Here is a 15,869-nt window from a genome sequence, read left to right on the forward strand (position 1 = left end):
TCAGCATTTTTCCCTCAATCTGGCTACACATTCCATTAAAATGGCTAATTGCAGTTAGCGGGTTATAGCCAACTTTGTAGCCGTTAATAACAATAAAACAATAAAGATTATGATAGCCTCTAAAGGATATGCAGCGCAAACAGCGGAAAGCGCCCTGGCGCCCTGGAATTTTGAACGCAGGGATCTTGGCCCGCATGATGTGCTGATAGCCATTGAATATTGCGGCGTTTGCCATACGGATATTCATCTTACCCGCAATGAGTGGTTTCCCGGCATTTTTCCCATGGTGCCCGGCCATGAAATAGTAGGTAAGATCGCCGCTGTGGGCAGCCATGTAAAAAAGTTTAAGCTGGGCGACCGGGCTGCTATTGGCGTAATGGTAGATTCCTGTATGGAATGTGAAGATTGCCGCAACGGACAGGAGCAGTTTTGCAATGTAAGCCCGGTAGTTACTTACAATAGCCTGGATCATAGCGGTAAGCCTGCCTATGGCGGTTATGCCAATAACATTGTAGCGCCGGAGCATTTTGCGCTGCATGTAGCTGATAGTGTGGACCTTGCCGGTACTGCGCCTTTGTTGTGTGCGGGTATCACCACCTATTCACCCCTGCGTAAATGGGGAGTAGGCAAGGGGCACAAGCTGGCAGTGGTAGGCCTGGGCGGCTTAGGCCATATGGCGGTGAAATTTGGGGTGGCTTTTGGTGCGGAAGTTACCGTGCTTAGCACCTCCGCCAATAAAAGGGAAGCGGCAAAAGCGCTGGGCGCACATCATTTTGTGGTTACTAAAAATGAGGAGGAGCTGAAGGCTGCACAGCGCTCTTTCACGCATATCATTGATACGGTTGCAGCCGATCATGATATTAATCCCTACCTGGGCCTGCTGAAAACCAATGGCGTGTATATCAATGTAGGCATGCCTGTGGAGCCATGGCAGCTATCTTCCTTTACGCTGGCCATGGGTAATAAGATCGTAGCCGGTTCAGGTGCAGGCGGTATAGCTGAAACCCAGGAAATGCTGGACTTCTGCGCTGAAAACAATATTGTATCTGATATAGAGCTGATAGATATTAAAGACATTCAAACAGCCTATGAAAGAATGCTGAAGGGCGATGTCCGTTACCGATTTGTAATAGATATGTCTACGTTAAAATAATTCCTGAACCGGGTTTGCTGCCAGTAACAGCAGGCCCGGTTCTTTTTATTATAAGAATAATTGCGCTAATTTTAATAACATGAAAAAGGAGAATAACCCGGTTACTATACTCAATTCCATCAGTGAGCTGCACCGCAGCCTGGGGCTTCCCGGGCCGGAGCATCCGCTGGTGAGCATTGTATGCTTTAGTGATCTCAGTAATGATGCTGTCTATAGTACAGGGCTTATTTTTAACTTTTACATGGTGGCCATTAAGAAAGACTTTAATGGTAAGCTCCGTTATGGCCAGCAGTATTATGATTTTGATGAAGGGGTTATGACCTTCATTGCACCCGGCCAGCTATGTTATGAGGAGGAGCCTACGGACCGGCCCCGTTCCGGCTATATGATATTGTTCCATCCTGATTTTATACGCAATTATGCGTTGGGCAAAAACATAAAGAGCTTTGAATTTTTCAACTACGCCATTAATGAGGCGCTGTACCTTTCCCAGAAAGAAGAAACCATTATTGAAGGCATCTTTGGCAACATTCAGCAGGAATACCGGTTGAACATTGATAAGTTCAGCCAGGATGTAATAGTATCCCACATAGAGCTGCTGTTAACCTATTGCAATCGTTTTTACAACCGGCAGTTCATTACCCGTAAAAGCGCCGGCAGCAGCTTGCTTGAAAAAATGGAGCAGCTGCTTCAGGAGCATTTTAACAATGCAAACGGGCAGGGCCTGCCAACTGTAAAAAGCCTGGCTGCGCAGCTCAATGTATCACCGGGTTATTTAAGTGATATGCTGCGGCAGCTCACCGGTCAAAGCACACAGCAGCATATACACAGTAAGCTGATAGAAAAGGCAAAGGAAATGCTTAGCACCAGTAACAGCACTATTGCGGAAGTAGCATACCAGCTTGGCTTTGAGCATCCACAATCGTTCAATAAGCTGTTTAAGCAAAAAACAAAGGTATCCCCGGTGGAGTTCCGGCAATCCTTTAATTAACGGATAAACGTTTTCGTATAGCCGTATCATAGCAATCCCTCATAAACCTCACTCCCTGAATAAGTTCTGCAAAATAAGCCCTTGCAGCCGTTTCCCTTTTTGTAAAGCGATCTTGTTATAGGATATATGTCGTATTGGAAAGCATACAGATTAGGCATATTTTTATAATATGAAAACCATAAATAGTACGAAATAGGATTTGTTGCTCTCATAAATCATGTCCTGTACTTTTTGAAAACCTAAACTTTCATTTAAAATAGCCAATGTGAAAAACCGGCATTAGCCATCGTACATTATTCCTGGCGCCTACTCCAGGACAGTAGCGTTCTGCACAGGGCATTTACATGGATCTTAATGGACCACGTCATCTGTTAACGGCTCCGCATTTCATCAATGGGGAAGACCGGCAATAGGGCAATGTATGATGCCCCGCGGGGATCTGCCACTTCCTTACCACTGCACATCCAGGATAGTTATTTCATCAATGTTCCGCCATTGATGCCGGCTGTTTATTGCACTATTTGATCATCAAAACTTCTTCTTATACATCTGAAACACGAACCGTAACATTCACAAAAAACAATGTCATCATGCAAAAAATTAAACTACTTTTTCTCTTTACCCTCCTGACTTTATCAGGAGCTACCTTTGCACAGGTATCCTGCTACAACATAGTGGGGTATTATCCATCCTGGGTAGCCGGTGGTAATTATTACATTAACTCACCGTCAAAAGTTGACTACAGCAAGTACACGCACATCTGTTATGCGTTTGCTATTCCCGGTAACGATGGTAATATTGGCGGTGTGGATGGCGCTTCCACCCTGCGGGATCTTGTAACCCGTGGCCATGCAGCCAATGTGAAGGTCCTGTTGTCAATCGGCGGCTGGTTAAGCTCTTCACCCAGCAATACGCCTTTTGAATCCATCTCCACCAACACAACAGCCATCAACAACATGGTAAATGCATGCGCCAACCTGGTTACGCAGTACAACCTGGATGGTATTGACCTGGACTGGGAATATCCCACTACAAAAGCCAGGTGGAACGCTTTGGCTGTCCCTTTAGGCAATCGTTTGCATAGCATGGGTAAGCTGTTCACCGCAGCCGTATCAGAAAGCGCCGATAACAATGGTAACAACTATGATAACGTAACCATGTTAGACCTCGTGAATATTATGTGTTATGGTGGCGATGCGCTGGCCAGCAGCTCCATGGCTTACTGGACCTCACGCGGCGTACCGCAGAACAAAAGAATGCTGGGTGTGCCTTTTTACAGCGCAGATAATAACAGCGCAGAGCATATCCGCAAAGCCAACCTGGCTAAAACAACTGCAGGTGGCATCATGATCTGGGATATTGCCTCAGAGTATGGCGACATCAATGCTATTTACAGCACATTAGGCAATGTATGCCAGGGCGGCGGCAACAATCCTGTGCCACAGAACCTGGCCAGCGGCAAGCCTGCCACTGCTTCCACTACAGAAGCCAATACCACTACCAGCGTAGTAGCCGCCAACGTTACCGACGGCAGCTATGGCACCCGCTGGTCATCTGCGTTTGCAGATTCACAATGGGTATCTGTTGACCTGGGCGCGGTGTATGATATTAACCGCGTTAAAATTACCTGGGAGGCTGCTTATGCCAGCGCTTACCGTATTGAAGTATCAACAGACGGTAGTGTATGGAACCGCGCTAAATCCGTTACCGGCAATACTTCCCTGGTGAATGACAACACCGGCTTAACTGCCAGCGGCCGTTATGTAAGGATCTTTGGCGTAACAAGGGCTACTACCTATGGCATTTCCATTTATGAGCTGGAAGTATATGGTGCAACCGCTGTTGCTCAAACACCTTATGGTGGCACCAAATGGGCCATTCCCGGTAAAATAGAAGCAGAGAATTATGATAATGGTGGCGAAGGCGTGGCTTATCATGACTTAACATCTGCCAACCAGGGTGGCCAGTACCGCACTACTGAAGCAGTGGATCTTGAATCCTGCACAGAAGGCGGGTATAACCTGAGTTATGTACAGGCAGGCGAATGGTTTGAATATACGGTGAATGTAGCTACAGCAGGCACTTACACTCTGCAGGCCCGGGTAGCCACCAATGCTGCCGGCAAATCATTCCACATTGAGCTGGATGGTCAAACCATTGGCACCATTGCCATCCCCAATACGGGCGATTGGCAAACCTGGTCAACCGTTAGCGTAACAACACCGGCTTTAACCGCTGGTACCAAGGTATTGCGCATTGTGGTTGATAATGCTGAATTTAACCTTAACTGGATTAGCTTCACATCAGCAGCAGATAACATTGCGCTTAACAAAACCATTACTGCATCTTCTGTAGAAGAAGCCGGTTTTGAAGCATATAAAGCTTTTGATGGTAATGCTACTACCACCCGCTGGTCATCCGCCTATACGGATAATGAATGGATAGCCGCTGACCTGGGTAGTGTACAATCTGTTTCAAGAGTGGTGCTGAAATGGGAAAACGCTTATGCTACCGCTTATCGCATTGAAACTTCTACGGATAATGTAACCTGGACCGCTCAGAAAACAGTGACCGCCGGTGCCGGTGGTACGGAAGATCTTAGCTTCCCGGCTGTTAGCGCACGTTATGTAAGAATGCAGGGGGTGCAAAGGGCTACGCCGTACGGTTATTCTATCTGGGAGTTCGAGGTGTATACAGCCGCTCCTGCACTGGCAGCCCGGAAAACAGCTGCCCTGCCTAACACGGTAACGGATGGTACGGATGGCAAACCCCGGTTCAGCTTAGGCGTTTCTCCGAACCCTGCTACCAACATCCTTACAGTACAGTACAAAGGTGCTGCTGCACAATCCTTATTAAAAGTTTACAGCCTTACCGGCCGTGAAGTATACCAGTCAAGGCTTGGCGGCAATGCTAACCAGCTGCAGATAGATATTTCCAAATGGCCTAAAGGCATTTATATTATTTCATTAGGTAACACCAGCAAGAAAGTGGTGGTAGAATAAGCAGCCTTATTTTATTGAAGTTAATGGGCCGTCTCAAAAGGAATTTTGAGGCGGCCTTTTTTATAAAATGCCGGCCTTTAAAACAAAAGAAATAGGCCTTTAAAACAAAACCCCTAAACCCCGCCCGGTATACCTTTGTTGCAATAAAAATAATATCGGTCATGGAACAGGTAACAACCACAAGCAACTATAATGGAGCCCTGCAAAAGCCTATCGGCTCCGGGTTTACAGCCATATCTACTTCAACAGATGTAATGAAAGGAATTGACCTTAGGGGCAAAACAGCCATTGTAACCGGCGGCTATGCCGGCATAGGATTGGAAACCGTAAAACAGCTGGCAGCAGCAGGCGCTAAAGTAATAGTACCTGCGCGCAACCGCAACAAGGCTGCAAAGAACCTGGAAGGCATTGCACAGGTTACTATTGAGGTAATGGATCTCATGGATCCGGTATCGATCGATGCATTTGCAGCGCAATTCCTGGCAACCGGCAGCCCGCTTCATTTGCTCATTAATAATGCAGGTATTATGTGGGTGCCTTTACAGCGCGATGCGCGGGGATATGAATCGCAATTAGCCACCAATCATCTGGGCCATTTCCAGCTCACCGCCAGGCTTTGGCCTGCCTTGAAAAAGGCCCATGGTGCAAGAGTGGTCAATGTATCGTCATACGGGCACCAGATAGCGCCGTTTAATTTTGAGGATCCCAATTTTGAGCACCGGGAGTATGAAACGCTATCAGCTTACGGACAGTCAAAAACCGCTAATAATCTTTTTGCCGTGGAGCTGGATCATCGCGGGCAGGCATTTGGTGTGCGGGCTTATTCTTTGCACCCCGGTTCGGTAAACGGTACTGACCTGGGAAGAGATGCGCCCATAGCGCTGTTCCAGCAAATGGGAATGTTTGATGCAGATGGGAATATATTCCCGGAAGTGGCAAAGAAGCTAAAAACCATTCCCCAGGGAGCGGCCACCACCCTTTGGTGCGCTACCAGCCTGCTGTTAAATAACATCGGCGGCGTGTATTGTGAGAACGCGGATGTGGCGGAGCCGGACCTGGGCAATATTGAGCATCAGTATAATGAGCCTTTAACATTGCGCGGGGTAATGCCTTATTCGGTAAGTGCAGCAAATGCAAAAAGATTATGGACGCTGAGCGAGGAGCTGACCGGGCTAACGTTTACGGCAGATTGAAACCTGCCGGTATAAATGGTTAGCCCCCGCGCTAACCATTGTGAGTGCGAAATCCATTTGTATGTGCGCTTAACAAGCCCGTTGTTTTTTGTAGCTTAGTGGTACATCCGTTATGATTGAACAAACGCGTTATTTAAGCACCGACATTAAGCTGTCCTGCATAGAAGAAAAAACTTTCAGGGCAGAAGTGCAGCTGGAACATCATTCCCTGGTATGGATCATTTCAGGTGAAACAAAGATCGTGCTGGCAGATAGTACTTATATATTCAAAGCCGGCGATATCTTTTTATTTCCGCGCAACCAGCTGGCCACCAACATCAATTACGCAAAGAACGGCCTGCCGCATAAGGCCATTGCCATGCATTTTACCATAAAGCGGCTGCAGGATTTTTATGCTAAGAATAAACCTGCACCGGGGCAGCAGTACCCGCATAAGATCCGCATTTTTGATAAACATCCGCTGCTGGAAAACTGCCTGGCATCCATGCTGCCCTATTTTGATCTGAAAGTGCCGGTGCCGGAAAACCTGATCACTATAAAAATTGAAGAAGCTGTTAACATTCTTCGTTTAATTGATAGGAATATTGATAGTTTGCTGGCTAATTTTGATAAGCCGGGCAAAATAGACCTGGCCGGTTTTATGGAGCAGAACTATATGTTCAATATGACCATGGATAAATTCAGCTACCTCAGCGGGCGCAGCCTCACCACTTTTAAACGTGATTTTAAGCACCTGTACCACACAACGCCGCAGAAATGGCTTACGCAAAAGCGGCTGGAGCTGGCTCATTACCAGCTCAGCGAAAAAAACAGAAAACCTTCTGAAGTATATGTGGAGGTTGGTTTTGAGAACCTGTCGCATTTTACCTACATTTTTAAAAAGCATTTTGGTTATACGCCCACTGAATTAACTGCGCAAAAGAAGCGCGGTTTATAGAGCGGGGTGGGCTCATAATATTGTAAACAGCTGCCGTACCGCGCAGCTGTTTTCATTTGAATGAAGGGGGTTACGACGTTCATAACGACATAATTATCAACACCTCTTTCAGGTACATAACCGTGTTATTGGTTAAGCAATTCTAAATTGTTATTTTGCGTACGAACCACAAACCAGGAACCTATGAAAAAGATCATTCTGCTTATCACCATCAGTTGTTTTGCACTGTATGCACAGGCCCAAACCAACCAGCGGGATGCCAAGAAACGCAAGCAGGGCCCCTGGATTGAACAGGTGGAGCCTTTGCGCGGGGAGCCCGGCTACAGTTGGGAAGGTACGTATAAGGCTGACCGTAAGGAAGGCATTTGGAGAAAGTATAACGTCACCGGCGATCTTATTGCAGAGGAAACCTACCATAACGGGGTGCTGGATGGCCCCTGCAAATATTTCTATGACAACGGCAAGCTCAGTGCTGCCGGTAATATGCTGGCCATGGATATTGAAGGGGAAATAGATACTGTACTGGTAATAGATCCTGTTACCCAGGAAGAATCCCGGGTAGAGGTGGTGCGCAAAGGCAACTCCGTACGCCATGGTGAATGGCGCCTGTATGATGAGGACGGGGTGATGATAAAGGAAACTTACAGCCGCGGGGAAATTGTTACGGGGGCATCAGATAACAAGCGCAAAGCCAATGCAGCGCCTTTGCCGCATGAGCTGCAGCAGGCAGCAGATAAGAAACATAAAAAGAATTAGAAGCGCCGGAAGGCCATTTTACCAGTTTGTTGTAATAAAGGGGGAAAAAACTTAACTTACCTAACAGGGAGGAACAGATATTTTATTTATTATTTGGCAAACGTTCCATGCATGAATATAACAGCATGGTTACCAGGGGTTCCACATAGCCATTTATCATACCGATTGCACGTAGAGAGTAACAGAACAGTAATAATGAACAACCATCTTCCTCCCGGTACGACTTGTTATTGACCAAAATCCAGTTTGACTGCATGTTTCCACGATTATGCCTTATAATCCTCTTCTTTGCCAGCTCAAAGATTTCTTTTGCACGCCAGCTTAATTACCGGTTTAATACCATCGGCATAGGGCAGGGGCTCTCCAGTAACCAGATGAACTGCATTTATAAGGACAAAATGGGATTCATGTGGTTCGGCACTATGAACGGGCTAAACCGGTATGATGGGTATTCCTGTAAGGTATTTCACCACAATATGGCCGATTCACTCAGCCTCACAGATGACTACATTATTGCCATATCACCTGCGCCGGGAGACAAGCTTTTTATACAAACCAGGAATGGCAATAACTTTTACGATCCGCGTACAGAAACTTTTACCAATGCATCTTCCTGGTTGTATCAGCGGGGCATGCCCACCTTTGGAGCATTGTTTATTGCAGAAGCAGGCGGCGCTTACTGGTTTGCACATGCTGATTCAGGATTATACCGGGTAGACCGGCAGGGCAGCAGCCGTAAAATAAAGCTGCGCCACGGGAAAATTGCAGACATGAGAACAGATGCAGGGGGCCGGCTGGTGCTGCTGTATGATAATGGCGGCATTGAAAAAATGGATCCGGTAACTGCCCGCATCACTTACCGCTCCGCAGCCGTACGGGAACTGCTTGGCGGCAAATCAGGGAGCCTGAGCATGTTTAACGATGCGCAGGATGGTATCTGGGTATACGCAGCCGGCGCCGGCGTTACCTACTTTAATCCCTTAACAGGAACGCTGCGCCAGCTCTCTAAAAAGAACAGCATCCTGAATAACGACCTGGTACGTACGATCTCACAATATAACGACAGCCTTATCTGGATAGGAACAGATCATGGCGGCATCAACATCATCAACAAAAAAGATTTCAGCAGCACTTTTATTACGCACCGGGATGATGATAAAAGCAGCCTGGGAGAAAATGCCGTGTACTGCCTGTATAAAGATGATGTGGGCATTATGTGGGCCGGCACCTTTAAAACCGGTATCAGCTATTATGCGGAAAGCCTGGCAAGGTTCCGGCACTTTCACCGTAAGCAGCCGGGTGCAAACGGCCCTGGGTATGATGATGTTAACTGTTTTGCCGAAGATAAAAAAGGCAACCTCTGGATCGGTACCAATGGAGGAGGGCTGATGTATTATGACCGCCAGGCAAACCGCTTTACCAGCTACCGGCATCAGCAGGATAATGACAACAGCATTAGCACGGATGTAGTGGTGAGCCTGTACCTGGACCGCCAGGACAAGCTCTGGATCGGTTATTTTTATGGCGGCATGGATTGTTATGAAAATGGAAAGTTCACCCATTACCGGCACAATGATGCAGACCCGCATAGCCTTGCAGATAACAGCGTTTGGGAGATCTATGAGGATAGCCAGCATAATTTATGGGTAGGCACGCTGGGCGGCGGGCTTGACCGGTTTGACCCTGAAAGGAAAGTATTCTACCATAACAAGGTGAACATGCCTAATTCCATTCACTCCGATTTTATCTCCGCATTAGCGGAAGACCGGGGCGGCAACCTGTGGATAGGCACTGCTTACGGCATTGACCTGTTTGATAAGGCAAAGGGCGCCTTTATACACTTTTTGAGCAGCACGCATAAGCTAAGCAACGATAATGTTAATGCTATGCTTCGCGACAGCAGGGGCCTGATGTGGATAGGCACCCGGGAAGGGCTTTGTGTATTTGATGAGCAAACCCAAACCTTTAAAGCTTTTAAGGTAGCAGATGGTTTGCCGGATAATACCATTTTTTCAATCGTGGAAGATAAGGAGCATTGCTTGTGGATCTGCACCGCCAATGGTCTTAGCCAGATAAGTGTGCAAAATCATCAAAATAATATCACGGTTACCTGCCGGAATTTTGATGAGGCAGATGGCCTGCAGGGAAATGTATTTAATGATAATGCCGGGTTCCGCACCGCTGCCGGCGAACTGGCCTTTGGCGGCGCCAATGGTTTTAATTTGTTTAACCCGGCAACTATTGGCCGGAATAATACCCCGCCTGCCATTGTGTTCACCGGCCTGCAGGTATTTAATAAAGCGGTGGGCATTAATCAAAAAACCGGCAATCGTATTATTCTCAAAGAAGCGATAGCCACCACTAAGCAAATAGTGCTCAGGTATAATCAAAACGATTTTTCTGTAGATTTTGCAGCCCTGAGCTATATCAATACCGGTAAGAATAAATATGCTTACCGGCTGGAAGGGTTTAATAAAGACTGGCTTTTCAGTGATGCCACTACCCGGCGCGCTACCTATACCAACCTGGATCCGGGCACTTATGTGCTGCATGTAAAAGCAGCCAATGAAGATGGGGTATGGAATAATGAAGGCATCCGTTTACAGATCACGATACTGCCGCCATTCTGGAAAACCCCGCTGGCTTACCTGTGCTACATTGTTTTTGCCGTAGTGGTGCTTTTCATAGCCAGGCGCCTCACCATTCGCAGGGCACATGCACGTTTTGCCCTTGCCCAGGAGCGCCTGGAAGCACAGCGCCTGCATGACCTGGACCTAATGAAAATAAAATTCTTTACCAACGTAAGCCATGAGTTCCGCACCCCGCTTTCCCTGATCCTTACACCGCTGGAAAAATTTATTAAGAATGCCCGCAGCGATGAGGAAAGAGCGCAATTAGAGCTGATACACCGCAATGGCAGGCGGGTGCTTAACCTGGTGAACCAGCTGATGGATTTCCGGAAAATGGAGGTCAATGAGCTGAAGCTGAATCCTGTACCGGATGATATTATCCGGTTTATAGAAGAAGTATCCTATTCGTTCTCAGACCTGGCGGAAAAAAAGAACATCCGGTTTTCTTATAACAGCATCAGCCAGCGGCTGTATACCCCTTTTGATCACGACAAAATAGAGCGCATCCTCTTTAACCTGTTGTCAAACGCCTTTAAGTTCACACCGGAAAACGGCCAGGTATCTGTTGAGGTAGATGCCAGCATCAAAGGTGCAGAGGCCGTGCTGGAAATAAAAGTACAGGATACCGGCATAGGCATACCGGAGGATAAGCTGGACCGGATCTTTGAGCGGTTCTTCCAGAGTGAGATACCGGGCACGCTGGTGAACCAGGGCAGCGGCATTGGCCTGGCCATAACCCGCGAATTTATTAAAATGCATAATGGCCTTATAAAGGTGGAGAGTGAGGTGGACAAAGGCAGCTGCTTTACCATCCTTATTCCTTTCCGGATCATGGAGGATACGCAGTCGGCAATAACCCCTGCCGCAGCAGCAGAAAGAATAGTGGAAAAAGACCGTAACATTTTCTCCACCGCCGTGGCGGAGGATAAGGCAGCCGGCACAAAGCCGGTAATATTGATCGTGGAAGACAATGAAGACTTCCGCTTTTATCTGAAAGATAACCTGAAAGAGTTTTTTGAGATAGCAGAAGCCGCAGATGGAAAGAATGGCTGGCAAAAAACGCTGGCTGTTCACCCGGACCTTGTGGTAAGCGATGTAAGCATGCCGGTTATGGATGGCATTGAGCTTTGCCATAAGATCAAGGCCGACCAGCGCACCAGGCATATCCCTGTTATTCTGCTCACGGCGCTGGTAAGTGAGGAGAACCAGCTAAAGGCGCTTGAAACAGGCGCCACAGACTACCTGGTAAAACCGTTTAATTTCGAGATCATGCTGTCGCGCATACGGAATATACTCACCCAGCAAAAAGCGCTGAAGAAAACCTTTGCCCGCCAGGTGGATATTAAAACGCATCCCTTAAAGATCGAGTCTGTTGATGACAAGTTCATTCACCAGGTGATCACTGTAGTGGAAAAGAACCTTTCCAATGCAGATTTTTCAGTGGAGGATCTGAGCCGGGAGATGTGTATGAGCCGCGTTTCCGTATACAAAAAGCTGTTTGCGCTTACCGGGAAAACGCCGGGTGAGTTTATACGCTCTACCAGGTTACAGCGGGCAGCAGAGCTGCTGGAAAAAACCAAAATGACCGTAGCGGAGGTCGCTTATGAGGTAGGCTATAACAATCCTAAATATTTTACCCGCTATTTTAAGGAAATGTTCCACATGCTGCCCTCTGTTTTTGCAGCGGAAAAAAGAAAAGAGGCCAGCCTTTAAGGCCAGGGGTTAACCAAACATACCCTTCATTTGTACAAAACATACCGGTTACTTAACATTATATCCATATAGAGATACGTTTTACTCCCCCCAAACATAATTAACAGCCATAATTTTAGGCAGATTATCAACCACTGGTTCCACGATGAAAATTGATTGCTATGCCTGAAATGGACAGCCGTGCACTTCCTTTTTGCCGGCAACTATACCAAAATCCACAAATCTTGTCATTCAACCAAAATTCCGGACGGTAAAATTTCCAAACCAAAACTGTTTAACTGTTTGTGTATGAGACATTCAAAAGCAAGGGTAAAACGCTGGCGCCTCCTTCTCTTACTAGGGTGCTGGGCTATTGTGCTTCCTATGGCCGGGTATTGCCAGCAAAATGGCCCCGGCAAGATCACCGGTACTGTTATTTCAAAAAAATCGGGGCAGCCCATACTGGGTGCAAACCTGACGGTACGGGGTACAAAAATTATGGCATCCACCAATGGGGAGGGAAAGTTTGCCATACTGGCCCAGCCGGGTCAGGAGATCGATGCTTCTTTCATTGGCTTTGCCAAAGCGCATGTAACGGTTGGCAGCTCGCCAACAGTAACTATTGTAATGGAAGAAGATTACAGCACGCTGAATGATATAGTGGTGGTTGGTTATGGAAAAATGAAGAAAACAGATCAAAGCAGCGCCCAGGTATCTATTTCTTCTGCGGATATAAACAGGACGGTGAATACCACGATTGACCAGGCCTTGCAGGGCCGGGCAGCAGGTGTGTATGTAACCCAGAACTCCGGCCAGCCAGGTGGGGGCATTTCAGTGAATATCCGTGGGGTAAGCTCCCTTAGCGGTACTACAGAACCCTTGTATGTGATTGATGGGGTGCAGATCCAGCCGTCTCTCGTAAGTTACGGCAATAGCAGCTCCATTAACCCGCTGGCTGGTATTAACCCGGCCGACATTGAATCAATGGAAGTATTGCAGGGCCCTTCTGCCACGGCTGTTTACGGATCCAGGGCCACCAATGGGGTGGTGCTGGTAACTACCAAAAGGGGGAAAGCAGGGCAGGTGAAGGTTGGCTATAACTATCTGTACTCTTTACAGGGTAAACCGGAGACGCTGCCAACACTGAACCTGCAGCAGTTTGCCATCATGAATAATGAAATTGCCACGCAGCTGAACCGCACGCCCAATGATGATTTTAAAAACCCGTCTGTGCTTGGGGAAGGCACTAACTGGCAGGAAGCCATGTTTAAAACCTCCCCGTTGCAAAAACACCAGGTTACTATGAGCGGCGGGCTTACGAACACCACCTATTATATGTCAGGCGAGTATTTCAACCAGGAAGGGGTAGCCATCGGTTCTAAGTTTAACCGGTACTCCTTCAGGCTGAATTTGGATAATCAGGCTTTTAAATGGCTGAAGCTGAGCACCAGCCTTAACTACTACCAAACCAAAGAAAAGTTGTCCTCCACCAGTGAGGATGTGATCCGGAACGCCATCACACTGGCGCCCAACATAGCGGTAAAAAATCCGGATGGCACCTGGGGCGGCGCTACTGAAAATGAATATGGCGGCAATGCAAAATATGCGCCTGTAAATCCTATTGCCATTGCCAACCTTGTGAGTAACAATTTTAAAAAGGTAGGCGGCCTTGGTTCCTTAGCAGCAGAGGTAACCCTGCTTAAAGGGCTGGTATTCCGCGGCAGCTTTAATGGCAACTTTGAGACCGGGGAAGGCGTGAAATTTACACCCACCTACCGTTTGGGATATATCAGCAATGAAAAAGCAAGTCTTTCCTTTAATACTTCAAAGAACTACTACTGGAACCTTAACCAGCTGTTACAGTATAACACGGATATAGGCCGCCATAGCATAGGCGCCATGGTAAGCCATGAAGCGCAATCCGGCAGCTTCCAGGGGTATTCAGGCACCAGGACCGGGTTTGTGAGCAACGATATTCCTTCCTTTAACCTGGGCGATGCTGAAGGGCAAACAACCGGTAGCTTTAAAGGCTCCTGGGCAATGGAGTCTTACCTGAGCCGCATTAATTATACCTATGATGGTAAATATATATTGCAGCTGGCAGGAAGGGCAGATGCTTCTTCCAACTTCGGGATCGCCAACCGCTGGGGATATTTCCCTTCTGTATCAGCCGCATGGCGTGTTACAGAAGAATCATTTATGAAAGGCATTGAGTTTATCAACGAATTAAAGCTGCGTGCGGAGTGGGGTAAAACAGGTAATAACGGCACCGGCGGACAATACGCACCACTAGGCCCCGTAACTACACCCCTTGGCACCGGCTTCCGTACAACGCAATATGGCAATTCCAATATACAGTGGGAGGCTACCGAAACAAAGAACATTGGTTTTAACCTGAGCATTTTACAGAACCGCATACAGCTGGAAGGGGATTATTACATCAGGCATACCAACAACCTCCTGTTGTCGCTCGGCCTGCCGGCTTATATGGGCACCTCCGGGGAAGGTGCTATAAACCCGCCGAATGTGAACCTTGGAAGCTTGCAGAACAAAGGTTTCGGCTTTACCCTGAATACAGTGAATATTGATAACAAGGCCGGTTTTTCCTGGAGGACCAATCTCAATATTTCTTCTTTCAGAACAAAGATCACCAAGTTAAATTCGGATGCCGCATTTCTCCGGAAATCTGCCTGGTACATGGATAATTTTGAAGAGCGTTCTGTTGTGGGCCGGGCGCCCTGGCTCATGTATGGCTATGTCTCCGAAGGCCTCTTTAAGTCAGTGGATGAGATCAATAACAGCGCTATACCTACGCAATCCGATGGCAGCAGGCTGCCGGTACAGCAGGATGGCGGCGTTTGGGTTGGCGACCGCAAATATAAAGACCTGAATGGCGATAATGTGATCGATTCCCGTGACCAGACCTTTATTGGCAATCCCTGGCCTAAGCTCACCTTTGGCTTTACAAATGCTTTTGCCTTTAAAGGATTTGATCTGAGCATACTGGTTACCGGTGCACAGGGAAATGATATTTATAATTACCTGCGTTACCAGAATGCAAATCCCAACAACATCAATCTTGGGCGTAACCTGTTCAGCGAATCCTTTGGTTATGCAAGGGTATCCAACGGCGCCGATGGCAAAGCAACCCTGCTGAATCCCGGTACGGATATTCCGCGCATTGTAGGATCGGATGTGAATGGCAATGCCAACCGCTTTACAGATATCTATGTGGAAGATGGTTCCTATGTAAGGATCAAGAATGTGCAGCTGGGATATAATATACCTGCCCGTTGGCTGAGAGCGCAGGGCATTGTGAAAGCAGTGCGGCTGGCAGCAGGGGTGCAGAACCTGGCCACCTTCACCAAATACAAAGGTTATGATCCAGAAGTAGGCGCTTACCTGGGAAAAGAAGTGCAGGTCAGCAGCCAGTTCATAGGGGTAGATGCCGGCAGGTATCCGCTTACCCGGTATTACACCTTTAACATTGGGGTGGATTTTTAATCAACTTAAAT

General features: G+C 47.4%; 8 protein-coding genes. All 8 read left to right on the forward strand.

All coding sequences use genetic code 11. The annotated features are described in order from the left end of the window. Positions 1 to 109: 109 nt before the first annotated feature. The 8 genes from BMZ54_RS07750 to BMZ54_RS07785 all read left to right on the forward strand — a co-directional run bounded on the left by BMZ54_RS07750 (position 110) and on the right by BMZ54_RS07785 (position 15,858). A complete protein-coding gene (locus BMZ54_RS07750; RefSeq protein WP_089908734.1) occupies positions 110 to 1,153 on the forward strand; it encodes an NAD(P)-dependent alcohol dehydrogenase in 1,044 nt (347 codons plus the stop codon). Positions 1,154 to 1,232: 79 nt separating this feature from the next. After that, entirely contained in the window at positions 1,233 to 2,144 is a 912-nt protein-coding gene (locus tag BMZ54_RS07755) for a helix-turn-helix domain-containing protein (protein ID WP_089908737.1), read from the forward strand. Between the two features lie 590 nt (positions 2,145 to 2,734). Continuing rightward, the gene (locus tag BMZ54_RS07760) at positions 2,735 to 5,146 is read left to right on the forward strand and encodes a discoidin domain-containing protein (protein ID WP_089908740.1); all 2,412 of its coding nucleotides are present in this window, start codon (positions 2,735 to 2,737) and stop codon (positions 5,144 to 5,146) included. A gap of 161 nt (positions 5,147 to 5,307) precedes the next feature. Beyond that, positions 5,308 to 6,339, forward strand: a complete 1,032-nt coding sequence (locus tag BMZ54_RS07765) for an SDR family NAD(P)-dependent oxidoreductase (RefSeq protein ID WP_089908744.1) — start codon at positions 5,308 to 5,310, stop codon at positions 6,337 to 6,339. 112 nt (positions 6,340 to 6,451) lie between these two features. After that, complete coding sequence (locus BMZ54_RS07770) at positions 6,452 to 7,276, forward strand: AraC family transcriptional regulator (RefSeq protein WP_089908747.1); 825 nt, start codon at positions 6,452 to 6,454, stop codon at positions 7,274 to 7,276. A 183-nt stretch (positions 7,277 to 7,459) separates the two neighbouring features. Then, entirely contained in the window at positions 7,460 to 8,032 is a 573-nt protein-coding gene (locus BMZ54_RS07775; protein ID WP_089908751.1) for a toxin-antitoxin system YwqK family antitoxin, read from the forward strand. Positions 8,033 to 8,286: 254 nt separating this feature from the next. Then, entirely contained in the window at positions 8,287 to 12,375 is a 4,089-nt protein-coding gene (locus BMZ54_RS07780) for a hybrid sensor histidine kinase/response regulator transcription factor (protein ID WP_089911794.1), read from the forward strand. Positions 12,376 to 12,663: 288 nt separating this feature from the next. Further along, the gene (locus BMZ54_RS07785; protein WP_089908755.1) at positions 12,664 to 15,858 is read left to right on the forward strand and encodes a SusC/RagA family TonB-linked outer membrane protein; all 3,195 of its coding nucleotides are present in this window, start codon (positions 12,664 to 12,666) and stop codon (positions 15,856 to 15,858) included. Positions 15,859 to 15,869: the final 11 nt, after the last annotated feature.

It is taken from the genome of Chitinophaga rupis (genome assembly GCF_900109685.1).
GTDB lineage: Bacteria > Bacteroidota > Bacteroidia > Chitinophagales > Chitinophagaceae > Chitinophaga > Chitinophaga rupis.